Origin of the sequence: Promicromonospora soli, assembly GCF_014653785.1 — a bacterium.
GTDB classification, from domain to species: Bacteria; Actinomycetota; Actinomycetes; order Actinomycetales; family Cellulomonadaceae; genus Promicromonospora; species Promicromonospora soli.
Genome location: NZ_BNAS01000001.1, coordinates 149070 through 169186 on the forward strand (window position 1 = coordinate 149070; position 20117 = coordinate 169186).

General features: G+C 71.5%; 18 protein-coding genes and 1 pseudogene. All 19 read right to left on the reverse strand.

The window, feature by feature from the left end:
- Positions 1-7 precede the first annotated feature (7 nt).
- A complete protein-coding gene (gene trpC / locus IE250_RS00625; protein WP_189667355.1) occupies positions 8-823 on the reverse strand; it encodes an indole-3-glycerol phosphate synthase TrpC in 816 nt (271 codons plus the stop codon).
- 206 nt (positions 824-1029) lie between these two features.
- Positions 1030-1446, reverse strand: a complete 417-nt coding sequence (locus tag IE250_RS00630; protein ID WP_229872022.1) for a DUF2752 domain-containing protein — start codon at positions 1444-1446, stop codon at positions 1030-1032.
- Position 1447: 1 nt separating this feature from the next.
- Positions 1448-1603 (reverse strand): hypothetical protein, encoded by a 156-nt coding sequence (locus tag IE250_RS00635; protein ID WP_189667357.1) that lies wholly within the window; start codon positions 1601-1603, stop codon positions 1448-1450.
- Positions 1600-1872 (reverse strand): HGxxPAAW family protein, encoded by a 273-nt coding sequence (locus IE250_RS00640; protein ID WP_189667358.1) that lies wholly within the window; start codon positions 1870-1872, stop codon positions 1600-1602. Before IE250_RS00640 ends, IE250_RS00635 begins: the two co-directional genes overlap by 4 nt.
- A 61-nt stretch (positions 1873-1933) precedes the next feature.
- Positions 1934-2593 carry a Trp biosynthesis-associated membrane protein gene (locus tag IE250_RS00645; RefSeq protein WP_189667359.1) on the reverse strand — a complete coding sequence of 220 codons (660 nt, stop codon included), beginning with the start codon at positions 2591-2593 and terminating at the stop codon, positions 1934-1936.
- On the reverse strand, positions 2590-4197 hold the full coding sequence (locus IE250_RS00650; protein WP_268247760.1) for an anthranilate synthase component I: 1608 nt from the start codon (positions 4195-4197) through the stop codon (positions 2590-2592). Before IE250_RS00650 ends, IE250_RS00645 begins: the two co-directional genes overlap by 4 nt.
- Positions 4198-4292: 95 nt before the next feature.
- Positions 4293-4709: pseudogene (hisI, locus tag IE250_RS00655) on the reverse strand (phosphoribosyl-AMP cyclohydrolase); the annotation flags it as partial.
- A gap of 124 nt (positions 4710-4833) precedes the next feature.
- Positions 4834-6771, reverse strand: a complete 1938-nt coding sequence (locus IE250_RS00660; RefSeq protein ID WP_229872023.1) for an ABC transporter ATP-binding protein — start codon at positions 6769-6771, stop codon at positions 4834-4836.
- Positions 6768-8738 (reverse strand): ABC transporter ATP-binding protein, encoded by a 1971-nt coding sequence (locus IE250_RS00665; protein ID WP_189668252.1) that lies wholly within the window; start codon positions 8736-8738, stop codon positions 6768-6770. Before IE250_RS00665 ends, IE250_RS00660 begins: the two co-directional genes overlap by 4 nt.
- A gap of 228 nt (positions 8739-8966) precedes the next feature.
- Positions 8967-9737 (reverse strand): imidazole glycerol phosphate synthase subunit HisF, encoded by a 771-nt coding sequence (gene hisF / locus IE250_RS00670; RefSeq protein WP_189667360.1) that lies wholly within the window; start codon positions 9735-9737, stop codon positions 8967-8969.
- Entirely contained in the window at positions 9737-10678 is a 942-nt protein-coding gene (locus tag IE250_RS00675; protein ID WP_229872024.1) for an FKBP-type peptidyl-prolyl cis-trans isomerase, read from the reverse strand. The genes hisF and IE250_RS00675 overlap by 1 nt, the downstream gene beginning before the upstream one ends.
- Before the next feature lie 89 nt (positions 10679-10767).
- On the reverse strand, positions 10768-12129 hold the full coding sequence (pafA, locus tag IE250_RS00680) for a Pup--protein ligase (RefSeq protein WP_189667361.1): 1362 nt from the start codon (positions 12127-12129) through the stop codon (positions 10768-10770).
- A gap of 32 nt (positions 12130-12161) precedes the next feature.
- Positions 12162-13103, reverse strand: coding sequence for a proteasome subunit alpha (gene prcA / locus IE250_RS00685; protein ID WP_189667362.1), 942 nt, complete (start codon positions 13101-13103; stop codon positions 12162-12164).
- Positions 13100-13945, reverse strand: coding sequence for a proteasome subunit beta (prcB, locus tag IE250_RS00690; protein WP_373301545.1), 846 nt, complete (start codon positions 13943-13945; stop codon positions 13100-13102). The genes prcA and prcB overlap by 4 nt, the downstream gene beginning before the upstream one ends.
- A complete protein-coding gene (locus IE250_RS00695; protein WP_189667363.1) occupies positions 13935-14132 on the reverse strand; it encodes a ubiquitin-like protein Pup in 198 nt (65 codons plus the stop codon). Before IE250_RS00695 ends, prcB begins: the two co-directional genes overlap by 11 nt.
- Before the next feature lie 96 nt (positions 14133-14228).
- Positions 14229-15890 carry a depupylase/deamidase Dop gene (dop, locus tag IE250_RS00700; protein WP_189668255.1) on the reverse strand — a complete coding sequence of 554 codons (1662 nt, stop codon included), beginning with the start codon at positions 15888-15890 and terminating at the stop codon, positions 14229-14231.
- A gap of 100 nt (positions 15891-15990) precedes the next feature.
- Positions 15991-17652: a proteasome ATPase gene (gene arc, locus IE250_RS00705; protein WP_189667364.1), complete on the reverse strand. Its 1662-nt coding sequence runs from the start codon at positions 17650-17652 to the stop codon at positions 15991-15993.
- A 141-nt stretch (positions 17653-17793) separates the two neighbouring features.
- Positions 17794-18807 carry a tRNA (adenine-N1)-methyltransferase gene (locus IE250_RS00710; RefSeq protein WP_229872025.1) on the reverse strand — a complete coding sequence of 338 codons (1014 nt, stop codon included), beginning with the start codon at positions 18805-18807 and terminating at the stop codon, positions 17794-17796.
- A 59-nt stretch (positions 18808-18866) separates the two neighbouring features.
- The gene (locus IE250_RS00715) at positions 18867-20060 is read right to left on the reverse strand and encodes a site-2 protease family protein (RefSeq protein WP_189667365.1); all 1194 of its coding nucleotides are present in this window, start codon (positions 20058-20060) and stop codon (positions 18867-18869) included.
- Positions 20061-20117: the final 57 nt, after the last annotated feature.

Below are 20117 nucleotides of genomic sequence, written 5' to 3' on the forward strand. Positions count from 1 at the left end.
AATCCCTTCAAGCCGGACGGACGGACCGCAGCGACGGGTGCGAACCCGCGGCGACGAGGTCGGCCACCGAGGCGCGCGGGGCGCCGTCGGTCACGAGCGCCTCGCCCACCAGGACGCCGTCGGCGCCGGCGCGAGCCATCTCCATCACGTCGTGCGGGCCCCGGATGCCGGACTCCGCGATCTTGATCACGTCGTCCGGGATGTACTCGGCGAGGCTCCGGAACAGGCCGCGGTCCAGCTCGAGCGTCTTCAGGTTGCGGGCGTTGACGCCCACGACCCGCGCGCCGGCGTCGACGGCCCGGCGGACCTCTTCCAGGTTGTGCGCCTCGACGAGCGCGGTCATGCCGAGCGAGTGCACGCGCTCCACGAGGGACTCGAGCACGGTCTGCTCCAGGGCGGCCACGATGACCAGCACCAGGTCGGCCCCGTGCGCCCGCGCCTCCCACACCTGGTACGGCGTCACGATGAAGTCCTTGCGCAGCACGGGGACGTCCACCCTGCCGCGCACCGCGTCCAGGTCCGCCAGCGAGCCGTTGAACCGGCGCTGCTCGGTGAGCACCGAGATCGCGGAGGCTCCGCCGGTCTCGTACTCGACCGCGAGCGCCGCCGGGTCGTCGATCGAGGCGAGCGACCCCTTGCTGGGGCTCGAGCGCTTCACCTCGGCGATCACCGATACGGCGTCCGCCTGCTTCAGGCGACCGAGGCACTCGAGGGCCCCGGGCACCGCGGTGGCGCGCTCCTTGAGCGCGTCGAGAGGCACACGTGCCTCACGCTCCGCGAGGTCCTCACGAACCCCCGCGACGATGTCCTCCAGGACCGACATGTAATGAGCCTCCCCGTGCCTTTGCTCTGCCCTCGTCATGCGGCCTCATGCGGCCTGACTACGCCTCGTACGCCTGCTGGGGCCGTTCGCCCCATGGCCATCGTAGGCGGACCGACGGTGTGGTCCTGACCACTCCCGGACCGTGAGACGACGTCTCGTCAGATACCGGCCGGGAGTCGAACGGGCGCTCCCCGGGGATCACCTGATCAGATCCACGGCGTCAGATAGGGCTGCAGCGCGGGGACGTTTCGCGCTACGAAAAACGCGATGGCAACCCCGAGCGTTACCCACCCGGCCGTGCTCGACAGGCCGCGGAAGGGCCGGCCCCGCACGGCCGCCAGGAGCCAGGTCAGCCAGAGGACCACGACTACGGGCGCGGCGACGGTCCACAGCGCGTTGGCGGACCAGGCGCCGGCGAGGTCGAGGTGGGCCAGGTCGTGCGTCGCGCGCAGCCCCCCGCACAGCGGGCAGGCCAGGCCGGTCAGCTCCAGCAGCGGGCAGAACCCGTAGGAGCCGGGTGTGTGCGGGTCCCTCAGCGCCACCAGCAGCGTGGCCGCCCCGACGGCCGCGCCCGCCAGCAGCGGCGCGCGCAGCGCGGGCGCCACGGCGGTCGGGGCGGCCACCTCAGGAACCGGACCCACCCGCCAGGAGACGGACGATGACGAGGACGGCCACGAGCGCCAGGATCACCAGCGAGGCCCGGCCCAGCACGAGTGACCAGACCCCAAGGCTGTTCCGGGGGTACGTGGCCGGCTGCGCGGGCATCGCCAGGGCGGTCATCGCGCCGACGTCCGCTGGACTTCCTTCTGGCCGAGGCCCATGTTGCGCAGCACCAGGCCAACGATCAGCGAGGCGCCGATCACGACGAAGCCGAGCAGGAACAGGACCAGCCAGGCCGACGACGACTGCGCGATCAGGACACCCCACGCGGCGAGCAGCGCACCCAGCGTGATGCCGGACATCGTCACCCACGCGGCGACCGTGTGGCCGTGGTTGTGCGGCGGGACGCCCGGCGGAAGGTAGGCGATCTCGGGCTTGTTCTCGGTCATCGCAGGTTGGTGCCTCTCGTGTCGTGCGGTACGCGCCCAGCCTAACCCGCTTCGGGTCAGGTCAGCGGCCCGTGGGGTCGTCGCCGCGGGACAGCGCGTCCCAGGCGTCGTGGGGGTCGATCTCGTCGTCGTCCCCGTTGTCGGAGCTGTTGTCGGAGCCGTCGTCGGGACCAGCGGCGGACCCCCCGGCGGCAGCGGCGGACGCGCCGCCCGCGGTCGCCGCGCCGGGCGCCCCGGCCTGGTCCGCGCGCTCGTGCCGGCCCGACGTCGCCGTCCAGCCCCGGGCCGCGAAAACGCCCCAGACCGCGACGACCACGGCGAGCACACCCGTGGCGACGGCTGCCCACGGCCACGCGGTCAGCGCGACGGGCGAGGTCAGGTCGGTGACGCCGCTCGAGGCGGAGGCGGCGGCGGTAGCGGCCGGCACGGGGTCGCCGACGACGACGAGCGTGCTCACCACCACCAGCACGCCGGCCGCCGCCGCGATCACGAGCGCCACGTACCGGGCCACGCGGCCGGTGAGCGCACACGCGATCCCGGCCGCCAGGAGCACGAGGGCCCCGGCCCCGACGCCGGGCGCGGCCGAGGTGCCCGAGGCGGCGACCGCCACCTCGGGCTCCAGCGCGGTGGCCACCGTGGTGGTCACCCACGTGGGCGAGCCCGTGCCGAACGTCAGCGCGCCGAGCACGAGCAGCGCGAGGACCGTGCGGGTACGGGTCACTCGCCGCCCCCCGCCGTCCGCAGCGGCGCGAGGCGTGACGCGAGCTGGATGGCGCGCACCGCCGCCGCGGCCTTGTTCCGCGACTCCGCGTACTCCAGGGCGGGCACCGAGTCGGCCACGATGCCCCCGCCCGCTTGGACGCTGGCGCGGCCGTTCGCGATGTACGCGGTGCGGATGGCGATGGCCATGTCCATGTTCCCGCCGAAGTCGAAGTACCCGCAGACCCCGCCGTAGATGCCGCGGGAGGCCGGCTCCAGCTCGTCGATCAGAGCGATCGCCCGGGGCTTGGGAGCGCCCGAGAGGGTGCCTGCCGGGAACGTCGCCTTCAGGGCGTCCACGGCGCTGTAGCCCGCGCGAAGGCGGCCCACAACGGTGGAGCAGATGTGCATGATGTGGCTGAACCGGCGCACGGTCATGAACTCGACCACCTCGACGCTGGTGGGCGCGCACACCTTCACCATGTCGTTGCGGGACAGGTCGACGAGCATGACGTGCTCGGCCCGCTCCTTGGGGTCGGCCAGGAGCTCCTCGCCGAGCTCCGCGTCCTCCTCCGGGTGCGCGCCACGTGGCCGGGACCCGGCGATCGGGTAGGTCGTGACGTGGCCGTCGTCGACCTTCACCAGGGTCTCCGGGCTGGACCCCACCACTGCGAACTCCTCGCCGGTCGGCTTGGCCAGGTGGAAGTAGTACATGTACGGGCTCGGGTTCACCGTGCGCAGGGCACGGTAGACGTCCAGCGGGTCTGCCGGGCAGTCCAGGTCCAGGCGCTGGGACACCACCACCTGGAACACCTCGCCGTCGCGGATCGCCTCCTTGCCGGCGAGCACCGCGTTCTCGAACTCCTCCCGGGTGGACCGGAACTCGAGCTGCGGCTCGGGCGCGTCCTCGACGACGACGGACGCGACGCGCGGCCCGGCGTCGGCGAGCTGCGCCTCCATGGCATCGAGCCGGGCCACGGCGTCGGCGAAGGCCTCGTCGACGCGCTCGTTCGTGGCGTCCGCGTTGATCGCGTTCGCGACGAGCCACACGGAGCCCTCCCGGTGGTCCACCACGGCGAGGTCGGTCGCGAGGCAGAGGGCGAGCTCGGGCGCGCCCGTCTCGTCGGGGGCGTTCGCGGGGAGCGTGGGCTCCCAGTGCCGCACGATGTCCCAGCCGAGCACCCCGGCCAGGCCACCGGTCAGCGGCGGCAGGTTCGCCACGCCGGGCGCGTGGAGCGCGGCAAGGGCAGCCTCGACGACGTCGACGACGTCGCCCTCCGTCGGGACGCCGACCGGCACGTCACCGGTCCAGACGGCCTGGCCCGCGTCGCTGGTCAGCGTCGCGCGGGACGCGACGCCGACGAACGACCAGCGGGCCCAGACGCCGTCCGACTCCGCGGACTCCAGGATGAACGTGCCGGGCTTGCCCTGCGCCAGGGTCCGGTAGAGGCCGACGGGCGTGGCGTCGTCGGCGAGCAGGCGGCGGACCACGGGGATCACCCGGCGGTCGGCGGCCATGTCCCGGAACTCCCCGAGGCTCGGCCAGGTGCGACCCCAGGGCAGGTCGGCGGGTGCTGTCGCCGTGCGGGCCTCATGGGTGTCGAGCTGGCTGTCGAGCTGGGTCACCGGTTCTCCTCGTTCCTCTGGTTGCCGTTCTGCTCAGTGCGGTCGTGCTCGTTGCTGTCGTGCTCGTCGCCGTCGTGCTCGTTGCTGTGCTGGCCGCGTTCTCCGACCACCGCGCCCAGGTCGCCCCCGGCCTCGAAGCACGTGCGAGTGCCGGTGTGGCACGCGGCGCCGACCTGGTCCACCTGGACCAGCAGGGCGTCGCCGTCGCAGTCGATGCTCGCGGCCTTGACGTACTGGGCGTGCCCCGACGTGTCGCCCTTGCGCCAGTACTCCTTGCGGCTGCGGGACCAGAAGGTCACGCGCCCCTCGGTGAGCGTGCGGCGCAGGGCCTCGTCGTCCATCCAGCCGATCATGAGCACCTCGCCCGTGTCGTGCTGCTGCACGACGGCGGCCACCAGGCCGGCGTCGTCCCGCTTGAGGCGGGCGGAGATCGTGGGATCGAGAACTTCGGGCACCTGAGAATCCTGCCACGTCGAGGGCCGCCAGCGGTGTGATGTCCGCCGCCGGAGCATGTCCGATGCGAGATCGAAGGTCTCGCGCCATCGAGCGCCGAACGCCGGTGCCGGACGCGCACCCTTCGGTTCGGCACCCCTGGTGGACGTTCAACCTGCGGTTCGGCGCGCCGTTCGCGTCCGCCTACCGGGTCTGGGCCATCCAGCTGGCGTGCATCTGGGAGTAGATCCCGTCCGCCGCCGCGAGCTCTGCGTGCGGGCCGACCTCGGCCACGTGGCCCTGGTCCACCACGACCACCAGGTCGGACGCCTCCGCGGTGGAGAGCCGGTGCGCGATCGTGATCGTGGACCGGCCGGCCGTCAGGGAGTCCAGGGCTCGCGCGATGCGGACCTCGGTCGCGGGGTCCACCGCCGACGTCGCCTCGTCGAGCACCAGCAGGTCCGGCTGGGCGAGGTAGGCGCGCGCGATCGCTACAAGCTGCCGCTCCCCCGCGGAAAGCGCCTCGCCGCGCTGGCCCACCTCGGTCTCGAGCCCGTCGGGCAGGTCGGCGACCCAGTCGGACAGGCCGAGCTCGGCGAACGCCGCCTCGACGGCGGCCCGGGTCTCGGCCTCGCGGCCGGTCGACGCGCCACTGCGGGTCTCGGCCTCGGCGCCGGTCGAGGCGTCGCGGCGGGTCGAGCCCGTTTCGCTGGTCGGGCCCGTCGAGACCCCCCGCAGCCCGTACGCCGCGTTGTCCAGCACGGTCCCGTCGAACAGGAAGCCCTCCTGCGGCACCAGCACCACCCGTTCGCGCAGCGACGCGAACGCCAGGTCGCGCAGGTCCACGCCGTCCAATTCCACGACGCCCGAGGTCGGGTCCATGAGGCGCGTGACCAGCTTGGCGATGGTGGTCTTGCCGGAGCCCGTCTGCCCCACCACCGCCACCTTGGTACGGGGCGGCAGGTCCAGCGTCACGCCGTGCAGCACCTCTGGCCCGCTGGGGTACGAGAACCGGACGTCGCGCAGCGTCACGTGCGCCGGACCACGCCGCTGGGTCACCGCGCCGGGCTTCTCGGCGACCTGCACCGGCGTCTCGATGACGGCGATCACGCGGCGCCAGCCGGCCACGGCGTTCTGCAGCTCGTTGAGGATCTCGGTGGCCATCTGTACGGGACCCGTGAACAGCTGCACCAGGAACAGGAACGCCACCAGCTGTCCCGCGGTCAGGCCGCCGCCCACGCCGAGGAGCGATCCCACGACAACCACGACGGCCAGCACCAGGTTGGAGATCAGCACGCCCGACGAGAACGTCGCCGCGACCAGGACCTGCGACCGGGCCTGCGCGCTGCGCGTCTCCTCGACGGCGCCGCCGATGCGCCGTCCAGTGCGCTCCGCCACGCCGTACGCGCGCACCGTCTCGGCGCCCACGACGGACTCGGAGATTGCGCCGAGCATCGCGCCGACCCGCTCGCGCACCAGGGTGTAGGCGCGGTTCACGTACTTCTGCCCGTACCGGATCACGAGGAACATCGGCACGAAGCTGATCCATACCACCGCGGTCAGGATCGGCGAGTACACGAGCATCAGGCCGGTTGCCACGAGCACCTGCAGCACGCTGACGAGCAGCATGATGCCGCCCCACTGCACGAACAGGGACACCGTGTCGACGTCGTTGGTCACGCGCGAGACCAGGGCGCCGCGGCGCTCGGTGTTCTGCGTGAGGGTCGAGAGGTCGTGCACGTGCCGGAAGGCCTTGATCCGCAGCGTCGCGAGCCCGGCCTCGGCCGAGCGGAACAACCGCACGTTCACCAGTGCGGCACACAGCGCGGCCAGGACCAGCGCGCCCGCCGCGAGGGACGCCAGGAGCGCCACACGTCCGGCGTCCGGCCCGCCCTCGGTCAGGATCCCGACGTCGATGGTCTGCTGGACCGCGAGCGGCACCACCACGCGGCCGGTGGCCGCGAGCGACGCCAGGCCGAGAGTGACCCACAGCCCCCTGGTGATCTCGGGGCTGATCTCGATGCCGCGCCGCAGTGTCGCGAACACGCCGAGGCCGCTGGTCGACTGGATGCGGGCGCCATCGGCGTCGAGCAGGTCCTCGGGCAGGTCCGTCACATCGGGCTCGTCCGTCACCGCGGTCATCGGGCCACCTCCTCCAGCTCGTCGTCCAGGACGCCGGCAGCGGCCTCATCGGCCCGTTCCTTCTCCCGGCGTTCGGTCTCGGCCTCGTAGGCCGTGGCGAGCGCGCGATATCCGGGGTCGCGCGCCATGAGCTCGTCGTGCGTCCCGGTGTCGACGACGCGACCGCCCTCGACGTGGATGACTCGGTCCGCGAGCGCCACCGACGACATGCGGTAGGCGACCATGATCACGGTCGTGCCGGGCCGGGGGTCGCGCCCGCCGTCGCCGGCCCGGTCACCGTCTGCCCGGTCGTCGTCTGCCCGGTCGTCGTCGGCCTGGTCGGCGGCCCTCTCGTCGGCCCGGTCGGCCACGCCGCGCAGGATCTCCTGCTCCACACGCGGGTCGACGGCGCTGGTCGCGTCGTCGAGCACGAGCAGGCGAGGGCCGCGCACGAGGGCGCGCGCGATCGCGAGGCGCTGCCGCTGCCCGCCGGACAGGTTGGCGCCGCGCTCACCGAGGGGAGCGTCGAGACCGCCGGCCAGGTCGCGCACCGTCTCCTCGAGGCGCGCGAGCCGCAGGGCCTCCCACACCTCGTCGTCAGACGGCGCACCCTCGGCACCAGCGTCGGCGAGCGTCACGTTGCTCCGCACCGTGTCCTCGAAGATGAAGGTGGACTGCGTGACCAGCGCGACCTGCGCCGGGATCTCCCCGTCGGCCAGCGTGCGCGCGTCGACGCCGTCGAGCAGGACTCGCCCGCGCGTCGGGTCGGACAGCCGCGCCAGGAGGCTCACCAGGGTGGTCTTGCCTGAACCGGTGGTGCCGACGACGGCCACGGTGGCGCCTGGCTCGACCTCGACGTCCACGCCGTCGAGCAGCGTGATCGAGCGGCCGAGCGCCCCGCTGATCGCCGGCACGTCGACGCCGACGTCGTCCAGGCGGACGGACAGCCCCGCCTGGCCCCGGGTCCGCGGCAGGCGGGCGTCGCCGTAGGCGAGGGCGCCCGTCGCGTCGACGACCTGCGCGATCCGCTCGTAGCCGACCAGGGCGCGCGGCAGCTCGCCGAGCACCCAGCCGAACGCCTGCACGGGCACCGTCATCATCGTCAGCAGGTAGGCGGCGGTGACTATGTCGCCTGGGGCGACGTCGCCGGTGGAGATGCGCCACGTGCCGATGCCGAGCACCAGCAGGGTGCCGACGGCCGGCAGGGTCTGGATCACGGGGTCGAACAGTGAGCGGACGATGCCGACGCGCACGTTCGCGGCCCGCAGCTCCTGGGTGCGGCCGCCGAACCGGCTCTCCTCGCGGTCCTCGGTTCCGAGCGCCTTGACCAGCAGGGCGGCCTCGAAGCTCTCGTGCGCGACGTCGGCCACGTCGCCGCGCAGGCGCTGCGCCCGGGTGACGGCCGGCGACATGTGCCGCTGGTAGACCGCGTTCACGGCCACCGTGACGGGGATGATCGCGAGCGCGGCGAGCGCGAGCCAGGGGTCGATCATCAGGAGCATCACCACGGAGACGCCGATCATGACCACCACGCCCAGCGCGAACGGCAGCGGGTTGAAGACGCCGGTGGCGGCCTCGGTGTCCGAGGTGGTGTGGTTCAGGAGCTGGCCGGCCGGGTGCGCCCGGTGCCACGACACGGGCAGGCGCAGGTACTGGCGGGTCAGGGCGGTGCGGTGGTCGGCCTGGATGTGAACGTAGCCGAAGCCCGCCCAGATCCGGCGGCCCGCAACCGACAGGGCGAGAGTCACGGCGACGGCGGCGAGCACGAGCCCGCCGAGCCAGATCCGGTCGCGCGCCGCGGCGTCACCGGCGATCGCAGGGACCACCACGGAGTCCGTGGCCCAGCCGACCGCCCGGCTCACGCCGACGGTCAGGGCGCCGAAGAGGCCCGAGGCGCCGACGGCCAGGGCGTAGGTGCCGGGGTGCGAGCGCATGCCGCGCCACATCACGGCCATCGACCGGCGTACGCGAGAGCCGGTCAGGGCCATCGGGTCGGATCGCGGGGCATCTGAGGGCACGGCAAGACCTCGCTTCCTTCGGGGACACCGCAATTTTCTCATGGCACGAGAATCGATTCGACTGATTTTCGCCCAGGGCATCAACGACGTTAGAACCTCAACCAAAGTTGAGGTCAAGGGGTCTCGAAAGGGTCGACCAGCGGGAAGCCGAGGCTCTTCTTCCGGCCGCCTAGCCCCGGTTTTCGCTGGGCGACACCCTCAGCGGACCTCGACGCCAGCAGCCCGCATCGCGTCCTTGACCTCGCCCACCGTCAGCGCGCCGAAGTGGAACACCGACGCCGCGAGGACGGCGTCGGCCCCCGCCTGGGCCGCCTCGACGAAGTGCTGGGGCGTGCCCGCCCCGCCGGATGCGACGAGCGGCACGTGCACCCGCTCGCGCACGGCCCGGAGCATCTCCAGGTCGAACCCCGCGGTGGTGCCGTCGGCGTCCATCGAGTTGAGCAGGATCTCCCCGGCGCCCAGCGCCGCGGCCTTCTCGGCCCACTCCACGGCGTCGAGCCCGGTGCCGCGCCGTCCGCCGTGCGTGGTGACCTCGTAGCCCGACGGCGTCGTGACGCCGCCGGTGACGCGGCGGGCGTCGACGCTCAGGGTCAGCACCTGCGAGCCGAACCGTTGCGCGATCTCGGAGATCAGCTCCGGGCGCGCGATGGCCGCCGTGTTCACGCCCACCTTGTCGGCGCCGGCCCGCAGCAGCCGGTCGACGTCGTCCGTCGAGCGCACGCCGCCACCCACGGTGAGCGGCACGAACACCTGCTCCGCCGTGCGGCGGACGACGTCCACCATGGTCTCGCGGTCGCCGGAGGAGGCGGACACGTCAAGGAACGTGAGCTCGTCGGCGCCCTCGGCGTCGTACCGGTCGGCGAGCTCGACCGGGTCCCCGGCGTCGCGCAGGTCGGCGAAGTTGACGCCCTTGACCACTCGACCCGCGTCGACATCAAGGCACGGGATCACGCGGATCGCGACGGACATCAGCCCTCCTCCTTCTTCTTCGGTTCTTCCTCGGCCAGCGCCTTGTGCGCGTCGAGGATGTCGACCACGTACACCATTGTCTCGCCGGCCAGCCGGCTCTTGGTGTTCGCGTGGCCGCTCTGCGGCGGTACCACCAGCATCACCTGGGATCCCACGGTCTGCTCCAGCAGGCCCCGGTCCCAGCCCTCAACGAGTCTGCCGATCCCGATCTCCGCAGACTGCGGCGGTGTGCCTTCCGTCCACGTCGTGTCGACCACCGCACCGTCGCTCCAGCGCACCGCGGTGAACTCCACGGTGACGATCTGGCCGGCCCGCACCTGCTGCCCCGTCCCGCGGATCAGCGGATGCACCGCCAGGTCCGACGGCGGATCGACGCCCCGCGGGATGCTTACGGTCGGTGCACCGAGGTCGTCGAGGCTTACCTGCGGCAGGGGGTGGCCCGGAGGCTCCTCGACCGTGCCGGCCGCCCGCGCGGGCAGCACGTCCACCACCAGCAGCACAGGGATGCCGTCCTGCTCCTCCATGAGGGAAAGGCGCGTGCCGACCCGCCTGCCCTCGAGCGCCTCGAAGAGATGGTTGCCGAGCGACTGCTCGGTCATCGTGTACGCCGCGGGCGCCGTGCGGAACGTGTTCTGCAGCTCCGTGCCGTCGCGGCCGTCCTGCGCGTAGAGGTTCAGCAGCACCGCGTCGTCCCGCTCCAGCACATCGCCCGTACCGGGCCAGACCATGTGCGAGCCGGGCTGCACCACGGCGAACGGCTTCTCGTACTTGAGCCGGGGCGGGAGACCGCTCGCGCCCGTGACCTGCAACGGAGCCTGCGACGCCGACGACGTCGGCGCCGGGCCTACCTCCACCGGGAGCGAGGCCGGCGCGCACGCCGTGGTAGCGATCAGCGCCGCCGCTGCCAGCGCACCGACGATGACGCGTACCCAGGAACTCACCAGGAGAGTCTGCCATGACGCGGCAGCGCCCCCAGAACGACGAAGCCCCGGAACCGACCCGGTGGCCGGTTCCGGGGCACCGCCGAACGTCACATGCTCTCGATGAGGCGCTCCACGCGGTCGTCCACGCTCTTGAACGGGTCCTTGCACAGCACGGTGCGCTGGGCCTGGTCGTTCAGCTTGAGGTGCACCCAGTCGACCGTGTAGTCCCGCCGCGCCTCCTGGGCCGCGCGCACGAAGTCGCCGCGCAGCTTGGCCCGCGTGGTCTGCGGCGGCAGGGCCGTGGACTCGAAGACCTCCAGGTCCGTCGTGACCCGCTCCACCATGCCGCGCGCCGCGAGCAGGTTGTAGAGGCCCTCCGTGCGGGAGATGTCGTGGTAGGCGAGGTCGAGCCGGGCGATCCGCGGGTCGTCGAGCCCGAGGTCGTGCTTCTCCTGGTACCGCCGGATGAGCTTGTGCTTGATGACCCAGTCCAGCTCACGGTCCACGAGCGACAGGTTCTCTGCCTGAAGGGCGCGCAGTCCGCGCTCCCACAGGTCGAGCACCTGCTTGACCACCGGTGTCACCTCGAGGTTGGCCTCGACGAGCTCGCGTGCGCGCTCGTAGTACTCCGACTGGATCTCGATGGCCGTCATGGTCCGGCCGTTGGCCAGCGTCACGGCGTGCTTGCCCGTGCGGTCGTGGCTGATCTCACGGATGGCGCGGATCGGGTTCTCCAGCGTGAGGTCCCGCATCGGGACGCCGGCCTCGACGAGGCGCAGCACCAGGTCGGTGGTCCCCACCTTGAGCATCGTGGTGGGCTCCGCCATGGACGAGTCGCCCACGATGACGTGCAGCCGGCGGTACAGCTCGGCGTCGGCGTGCGGCTCGTCGCGCGTGTTGATGATGGGACGCGACCGCGTCGTGGCGCTGGAGACGGCCTCCCAGATGTGGTCCGCGCGCTGCGAGAGGCAGAAGACCGCGCCCCGCGGGGTCGAGAGCACCTTGCCCGCGCCGACCAGGATCTGCCGGGTGATGAGGAACGGCACCAGCACGTCGGACAGACGAGAGAAGTCGCCCGACCGCCGCACCAGGTAGTTCTCGTGGCATCCGTAGGAGTTGCCCGCCGAGTCGGTGTTGTTCTTGAACAAGTGGATGCGGCCTGGCAGATCCTCGTGCTCGAGGCGCTGCTGCGCGTCCGCCACCAGGCCTTCCAGGATGCGCTCCCCGCCCCGGTCGTACGAGACGAGCTGGCGCACGTCGTCACACTCCGCCGTCGCGTACTCGGGGTGCGAGCCCACGTCGAGGTAGAGACGGGAGCCGTTCCTCAGGAACACGTTCGAAGAACGGCCCCACGCCACCACCTTCCGGAACAGGTAGCGGGCGACCTCGTCTGCAGACAGGCCCCGCCCGTCGTCGGCCGCGCACGTCACGCCGTACTCGGTCTCAAGGCCGAAGATCCTGCGGTCCATGGACTTCCCCTCCCTGTTCGCGGTACCTGCTGCTAGTGGTCGGCGCCGGGCGTGGTGCCGGACGACTTGTCCGGCCCTGCGTCAGGCTTCTCCTCCGTCGGAGACTCGTCGGTCGGGGATTCGTCGGAGGACTTCGGTCCGGCCTCCGGCTCGGTCGAGTCGACGCCGTCCGGCGGGGCCGTGTCCGCCGTTCCCATGCCCGGCGTTGCCGGACCGACCGGAAGGTCGTCCGCAGGCGGGAGATCGTCCGCGGGCGCCGCAGCGCCCGACGGCCCCTCCCCACCCTCGGCGAGCAGGTCGGCGAGGACCTGCCGCGTCAGCCGCCGGAACGCGCGCCGCGGCCGGTCCCGTTCCAGCACCGCCACCTCGAGCTGGGCCGCCTCGATCGTGCGCGGCGAAGAGCCCTCGCCCGAACCGAGCGCCGCCACGGCGAGCCGCAGCGCCTCGCCCAGCGACATGTCCTCGCGCCAGCCCTCCTTGACGCGCCGGCCGAGCTGCTCCGCCTGCCCGCCCATGACGACGAAGCTGTGCTCGTCCGCCACGGTCCCGTCGTAGGTGAGCCGGTAGATCTGGTCGTCCGCGGCCTCCGCGCCGACCTCGGCGACGACGATCTCCACCTCGAGCGGCTTGGACTCCGTGATGAACACGGTACCGAGCGTCTGCGCGTACGCATTCGCAAGCCCGCGCGCCGTCACGTCCGACCGGTCGTAGGAGTACCCGCGCATGTCGGCGTACCGCACGCCGGCGACCCGCAGGTTCTCGAACTCGTTGTACTTGCCTACGGCCGCGAAGGCTATGCGGTCGTAGATCTCCGAGATCTTGTGCAGTGCACGCGAAGGGTTCTCCGTGGCGAACGCGATACCGCCGTCGTAGGCCAGCACCACCACGGACCGGCCGCGCGCGATGCCCTTCCGGGCGAAGTCCGCCCGGTCCTTCATCAGCTGCTCGGGCGAGACGTAGAACGGCATGTTCATGCGATCGACCCCCTCTCGCGACGCTCATCTGCGATCTGCTCCGCCACGCGGGCGATCTCGGCACTCTCGATCCGCTGATAGCCGTCCACCGACACGGTGGCGACCACCGGGAAGATGCGCCGCACGGTGTCAGGCCCGCCCGTGGCCGAGTCGTCGTCCGCGGCGTCGTAGAGCGCCTCGACCGCGACGTGGACCGCGGCCTCCGCGTCCATCCCTCGCCGCCACAGCTTCTTCATCGCGCCCCGCGCGAACACCGAGCCCGAGCCCACACCGTGGTGCTCGTGCTCCTCGTACCGGCCACCGGTGGGGTCGTAGCTGAAGATGCGGCCGGTGTCCTTGTCCAGGTCGTAGCCCGCGAACAGCGGCACGACCGCAAGCCCCTGCATGGCCATCGGCAGGTTGCCCCGCAGCATCGTGGCCAGGCGGTTCGCCTTGCCGTTGAGCGACAGCAGCGAGCCCTCGATCTTCTCGTAGTGCTCGAGCTCGAGCTGGAAGAGGCGCACCAGCTCCAGCCCGATGCCAGCGGAGCCGGCGAAGCCGACGGCCGAGTACTCGTCCGCGGGGAACACCTTCTCGATGCTGCGGCTGGCGATCATGTTCCCGGCGGTGGCCCGGCGGTCACCCGCCATCAGCACACCGCCGTCGAACGTCATCGCCACGATCGTGGTGGCGTGCGGGGACAGGGTCGCCGGGTCGGTCATGCCGGCGGGCATGCTCCGGTTCCCGGGCAGCCGGTCGGGGGCGTGCTCGGCCAGGAAGTCCACGAAGGACGACGATCCCGGACGCAGGAAGGCGTCCGGGAGGCGTCCTGTGGTGCGGTCTGCGCTCAGATCACTGCCCACCCTTCTGGACAAATCCACGAACGAACGACTCGGCGTTTGTCTCGAGCACCTCGTCGATCTCCTCGAGCAGGGCGTCGACCTCGTCGTCGTCCTTCTGCGCTGCCGCAGCGGCGGGCGCCGGGGTCTCGGCGTCGTCGTCGGGAGTGCGGTCCTCGTTAGACGGGTTGATTTGTTCCTGACCGGCCATGGTCGCCTCCTGGTGATTCTCTGACGTATTGCTGGTCTCGAAGCCTAGGCCCTGACCCTAGACATTGACCCTAGGTGGTGACACTGACATCGAATGTCACCTCCTTCCGGAGAGTCCCGCGAGCAGGGCCGCGGCGTCGGGGCTCGCGTCGAGCAGCGCGCCGATGTGGCGGCGCGTGCCGCGGGTCGGGTCGAGCATGGGAACGCGCTGCAGCGCCTGGGCGCCGTCGACGTCGAAGATCACGGAGTCCCAGCTCGCCGCGGAGATCTGACTCCCGTAGCGGGCCATCACCTCGCCGCGGAAGTAGGCGCGGGTGTCCTGCGGCGGGTGCTGCACCGCCCGGGCGACGCTCTCCTCGTCGACTATGCGGTCCACGGCCCCCTTGGCGAGCAGCCGGTGGTAGATGCCGCGCTCGGGGCGCACGTCGGACCACTGCAGGTCCATCGCGTGCAGCCGCGGATGGTCCCACTCCAGGTTGTCGCGCGAGCGCAGGCGGTCCAGCAGCCGCAGCTTGGCGATCCACTCCACCTCGCGCGCGCAGCCGGCCTGGTCCGTGCCGAGCCGCTCGACGAGAGAGGACCAGCGGTCCAGCACGGCGTCCGACTCCGGGTCGGTGCCGAGCACCTTGAGGGACCGTCGCACGACGTCGACCACCTCGCCCTGGACCTCCAGCGCCGTCATGGTCCGGCCGTCCGCGAGGTCGAGCGGTGCGGTCAGGTCGAGGTCGCGCGAGACCTTCTGCACATCGCTCACCGGGGCCGCCAGCCGGAGCGCGCCGAGCTCGGTGCGGGCGTCCACCCCCGCCTCGGCCAGCTCGTCCAGGTGCTCCAGCACCCACAGCACCAGCGACGTCGTGCCCGTCTTGAGGTAGGTGGGCACCTCCATCAGGTTGGCGTCCCCGAGGATGAGGTGCAGGCGGCGCCACCGCTGCCGGTCGGCGTGCGGCTCGTCGCGCGTGTTGACGATCGGGCGCCGCAGCGTGGTCTCCAGGCCGATCTCGGCCTCGATGTAGTCGGCGCGCTGTGAGATCTGGTACCCGGCCGTGCCGCTGGTCGCGCCCAGGCCCACGCGGCCGGAGCCGGTGAAGACCTGCCGGGTGACGAGGAAAGGCGTGATCAGCTCGGCGAGCGTGGTGAACGGCAGCGCCCGGTCCACGAGGTAGTTCTCGTGGGTGCCGTAGCTGGCGCCCTTGCCGTCCACGTTGTTCTTGTAGAGCACCACCTCGTTGCCGGGGAAGCTTGCCAGCTCCCGCAGGGCGGCGAGCATGACCCGCTCGCCTGCGACGTCCCAGCGCACGAGGTCCTCGGGCGTCATGACCTCGGGCGAGGAGTACTCGGGGTGGGCGTGGTCCACGTACAGGCGGGCCCCGTTCGTGAGGATCACGTTGGCGGCGCTCGGGTCGTCGTACTCCTCGGTGGCGGGCCGCTCGACCTCCTGCGTCGACCCGGCCCGGCGCCGGCCGCGGCCCGGCAGGCCGGGCTCCACGACGGGCACCTGCCCTGTGACCGGGCCGGCCGGCGCGGGCAGCGCCGGGTCGTCGGTCAGCATCGACGGCTGCGCCGAGGCGCGGTCGAGGTGGAACCCGCGCGCGTCCTGCAGCGGGTCCTCGTCGTCGTAGTCCCAGCGGGCCTTGCCACCCGTACCCTCGGCACGCGTGGAGATAGCCCGGTAGGTAGTCACCACCTGGCTCGACAGCAGCATGGGGTTGGCCATCGGCCGGCCAGGCTGCAGCACTCCGTACTCGGTCTCGATGCCCATCACACGACGCGCGCTCACGTTCACCACCCTATGCGGAGTAGTCCCGTTGGTCAGGCAGGTCCGCGCCCGCTGGACGGACGCGGACCTGCCTGGTATGCGGTCAGAGGTACTGGCCGGTGTTCTGGACTGTGTCGATGGTGCGGGGCGTCGCGCCCTCGCCCTTCTTCTGGACGATGGTGCGGATGAAGACGATGCGCTCGCCCTTCTTGCCACTGATGCGGGCCCAGTCGTCCGGGTTCGTCGTGTTGGGGAGGTCCTCGTTCTCCTTGAACTCGTCGACGCACGCGGTCAGCAGGTGCTCCACGCGGATGCCCTTCTGCCCCGAGGCCAGGAAGTCCTTGATCGCGTTCTTCTTGGCCCGGTCCACCACGTTCTGGATCATGGCGCCCGAGTTGAAGTCCTTGAAGAAGAGGGTCTCCTTGTCCCCGGACGCGTACGTGACCTCGAGGAACTGGTTCTCCTCGTCCTCCGAGTACATCCGCTCGACCACCGAGGTGATCATGCCGTCGAGGGCCTCGGCCATGTTGTTCCCGTACTCGTCCAGGTCGTCCGAGTGGATCGGCAGGTCCTTGGTGAGGTACTTGCCGAAGATCTCCTTGGCACCCTCGGCGTCGGGACGCTCGATCTTGATCTTCACGTCGAGACGCCCCGGGCGCAGGATGGCCGGGTCGATCATGTCCTCGCGGTTGGAGGCACCGATGACGATGACGTTGTCGAGCCGCTCCACGCCGTCGATCTCCGCGAGGAGCTGCGGCACGATCGTGGTCTCGACGTCCGAGGAGAGGCCGGTGCCGCGGGTGCGGAACAGCGACTCCATCTCGTCGAAGAACACGACGACGGGCATGCCCTGGCTGGCCTTCTCCCGGGCCCGGGCGAAGATCAGGCGGATGTGCCGTTCCGTCTCGCCGACGTACTTGTTGAGCAGCTCCGGACCCTTGACGTTGAGGAAGAAGCTCTTCACCTCGGGGTTGCCCCCGTTGGCGCGGGCCACCATCCCGGCGAGGGAGTGGGCCACCGCCTTGGCGATGAGCGTCTTGCCACAGCCGGGCGGGCCGTACAGGAGCACGCCCTTGGGCGGACGCAGCCCGTGCTCGCGGAACAGGTCGGGGTGCGCGAACGGCAGCTCCACCGCGTCCCGGATCGCCTCGATCTGCGGGCCGAGCCCACCGATGTCCTCGTACTCGATGTCCGGGACCTCTTCGAGGACCAGCTCCTCGACCTCGGACTTGGGCACGATCTCGAACACGAACCCGCTGCGTGTGTCGACCGTGAGCGAGTCCCCGACCCGGAGCGGGACGTCCATCACCGAGCCGGCGAGGCGCACCACGCGCTCCTCGTCCGCGCGGCCGACCACGAGCACGCGGTCACCACCCAGCATCTCCTTGACGGTCACCAGCTCGCCCGTGCGCTCGTACTCACCGGCGCCGACCACCGTCATGGCCTCGTTGAGCTTGACCTCCTGGCCGGGGCTCAGCCGGGTGACGTCCAGGCTCGGGCTCGCGGACACGTGCATCTTGCGGCCGGCGGACGAGATGTCCACCGATCCGTCGGCGTGCGCCCCCAGGAAGACGGCGTACGTGCCCGGCGGCTTGGCCAGGTCGTCGAGCTGTTTCTTCAGCTCGACTATCTGATCGCGCGCCGCACGGAGCGCCTCTGCGAGGCGCTCGTTCTTTGCTGAGAGGAGGGCAATCTGGCGCTCGTAGTCGCGACTTGGCAAAGGCTCGTGCTCGGGATGGTTGTATCCTGACGTGTTCTCGGTCATGACATCCCCTCTCTTAGGGCCCGGGAGGCGACCCTACGACGCAATCGCCTCCGAGAACAGCACTCTAAGCACAGTCACTGACATACCGGGAGTAAGAACACCAGTTTGAGACGTGCGGGGTACCCGATCGTTACAGCCCGTTCACGCGAGGGGGGTGTTACCGGCCTCCGGCGCAACGCCTAGGTCACGTCGCACCTTGCGGACCTTCTTGTCCGACACGGCTCGCTCCCCGAGCTCCTCCGGCGTCCACTCCGCTTCGGGGGTCACGGGGTACGCACCCTTGGCAGGACGCCGTTTCCGCTCGGGCGGGGTGACGCCGTCGGCCAGCCGGCGGGTGGTGATGAGGAAGCCCGTGTGGCCGATCATCCGGTGCTCAGGACGGACCGCGAGGCCCTCCAGGTGCCACCCGCGGATCATCGTCTCGAAGGCGGACGGCTCGGCGAACCGTCCGTCGGCGCGGAGATCTTCTGCTGTGCGCGAAAGCTGTGTCGTGGTGGCCACGTAGCAGATGAGGACCCCGCCGGGTGCGAGCGCGGATCCGACCGCGTCGACGTTCTCCCACGGCGCGAGCATGTCCAGGACCACCCGGTCGACCGAGCCCGGCTCCATGACCACTGGCAGGACATCGGCGAGATCGCCCACCGACAGGTCCCAGGCCGGGTGCGGTCCGCCGAAGAAGGTCTCCACGTTGCCCTGCGCGATCGCGGCGAAGTCCTCGCGCCGCTCGATCGAGTGCACGTGGCCGGCGTCGCCGACGGCGCGGAGCAAAGACATGGTCAGCGCGCCGGAGCCGACGCCGGCCTCGACGACCCGGGCACCCGGGTAGATGTCGGCCATGGCGACGATCTGTGCGGCGTCCTTCGGGTAGACGACGGCGGCGCCCCGCGGCATCGACAGGACATAGTCGGCCAGCAGGGGGCGCAGTGCCAGGTACTCGATCTCGGCGGTGTTGACGATCACCGAGCCCTCGGGCTGCCCGATGATCTGCTCGTGCTTGAAGTAGCCCTTGTGCGTGTGGAAGGTCCCGCCGGGCTGCAGCGTGATCGTGTGCAGGCGACCCTTGGGGTCGGTCAGCTGGACCTTGTCGCCCACGCGGAACGGGCCGCGGCGCAGCTCGGCGCCGGTGGCGGTCGGGGTACTGGTGGGAGTGGTCACGACCGACCAGTCTAGGTGCAGCGCCGGTGCCTCGCGTGCGCCTGCGGGGCGGAAGGAGGTCACGCCCTGGCGCGGACCGCCCGGGCGACGTCGGCGAGGTCGAGCACGCCGGTGACGCGGCCGGCGAAGACCACCGGGACCAGCCGGGAACCGCGCGACGTCTGGGCCAGGTGCTTGAGCAGATCCGAGCCCGACATGCCCGGGTCGACCTCGGATCCCGGCACGAACGGCAAGGCCACGGCGTCGACCTGGGTCAGGTGCTGGGCGGCGGCGGGCACCGCGGCGACGGCGTCGTCGTCGAGCACGGCGACCGGTACGCCGTCGGGCCCCACCACGACCAGGCGGTACGACGCCGACGGCGGCGCGTCGTCGGCGACCGCCGTCACCCTGGCGCTCAGCGCCTCGGCGACCGTGGAGCCTAGCGGTACCGGGAGCGCGGGGGCCGCGAGCCCGCTCACGGACAGCCCCGCGATCCTCTCGCGGCGTCGGCCGTTGGTGATCGCCGCCCCGGCGCCTGCCCAGAGGAACGCGCCGATCAGCGCCGACCAGAGGACGGTGGTGATGCTCGGTGAGGTGCCCTCGAGCAGCGGAACCACAAGGGCCCAGACCAGGACGCCGACGGCGACGACGCGGCCCACCCAGCCGGCCACGACGGTGCCGGTCGTGCGCTTCCCCGTGACGGCCCAGACCAGGGACTCGAGAATCTGGCCTCCGTCGAGCGGCAGGCCCGGGAGCAGGTTGAACGCGCCTACGAACGCGTTCGAGACCGCAGCCGCGTAGAGCAGCAGCGTGGGCACGTTCTGCACCGGCGCAGCAACGTACGCGAACCAGAACACGGCGGCGAGCACCAGGTTCGTCAGGGGCCCGACGACAGCGACGAGGAAGCCGTCGAGCGGCCGGCCCAGGCCGCCGGTGTAGGCGGTGTGACCGCCCCAGAGCGTGACGGCGAGCTCGGTCACCTGCTGGCCGCGCGCCCTTGCGACGAGGGCGTGCGCGGTCTCGTGCAGGAACACGGACCCGAACAGGAGCAGCACGAACGCGAACGCGACGAGGTAGGCGCTCGCGCCGAGGTGCGGTGCGATCGCCTGCACGTTGGGTACGAACAGGATCGTCAGCACGACGGCGGCGAGGAACCAGGACCGCGTGATGATGACGGGCGCTCCGGCTACACGCCCGACCACGAACCCCTTCGAGAGCGGCGGGGCCGGTGGGGACGGGGGTGCGGGCGTGGAGGCGGGCTCCGAGGTGGTCACCGGACCAACCTATCCGGCCTGTCGGTCCGGGGGTCACGGCGCGCTGTGGACAACTCC

Bases quoted from the DNA above. Each gene is read 5' to 3' on its own strand.
- IE250_RS00665 (WP_189668252.1), bottom strand. From the start codon at position 8,738: ATGGCCCTGACCGGCTCTCGCGTACGCCGGTCGATGGCCGTGATGTGG.
- IE250_RS00640 (WP_189667358.1), bottom strand. From the start codon at position 1,872: ATGACCGAGAACAAGCCCGAGATCGCCTACCTTCCGCCGGGCGTCCCG.
- IE250_RS00695 (WP_189667363.1), bottom strand. From the start codon at position 14,132: ATGGCCGGTCAGGAACAAATCAACCCGTCTAACGAGGACCGCACTCCC.
- arc (WP_189667364.1), bottom strand. From the start codon at position 17,652: ATGACCGAGAACACGTCAGGATACAACCATCCCGAGCACGAGCCTTTG.
- pafA (WP_189667361.1), bottom strand. From the start codon at position 12,129: ATGGACCGCAGGATCTTCGGCCTTGAGACCGAGTACGGCGTGACGTGC.
- dop (WP_189668255.1), bottom strand. From the start codon at position 15,890: ATGGGCATCGAGACCGAGTACGGAGTGCTGCAGCCTGGCCGGCCGATG.
- IE250_RS00660 (WP_229872023.1), bottom strand. From the start codon at position 6,771: ATGACCGCGGTGACGGACGAGCCCGATGTGACGGACCTGCCCGAGGAC.
- IE250_RS00635 (WP_189667357.1), bottom strand. From the start codon at position 1,603: ATGACCGCCCTGGCGATGCCCGCGCAGCCGGCCACGTACCCCCGGAAC.
- prcA (WP_189667362.1), bottom strand. From the start codon at position 13,103: ATGAACATGCCGTTCTACGTCTCGCCCGAGCAGCTGATGAAGGACCGG.
- hisF (WP_189667360.1), bottom strand. From the start codon at position 9,737: ATGTCCGTCGCGATCCGCGTGATCCCGTGCCTTGATGTCGACGCGGGT.
- trpC (WP_189667355.1), bottom strand. From the start codon at position 823: ATGTCGGTCCTGGAGGACATCGTCGCGGGGGTTCGTGAGGACCTCGCG.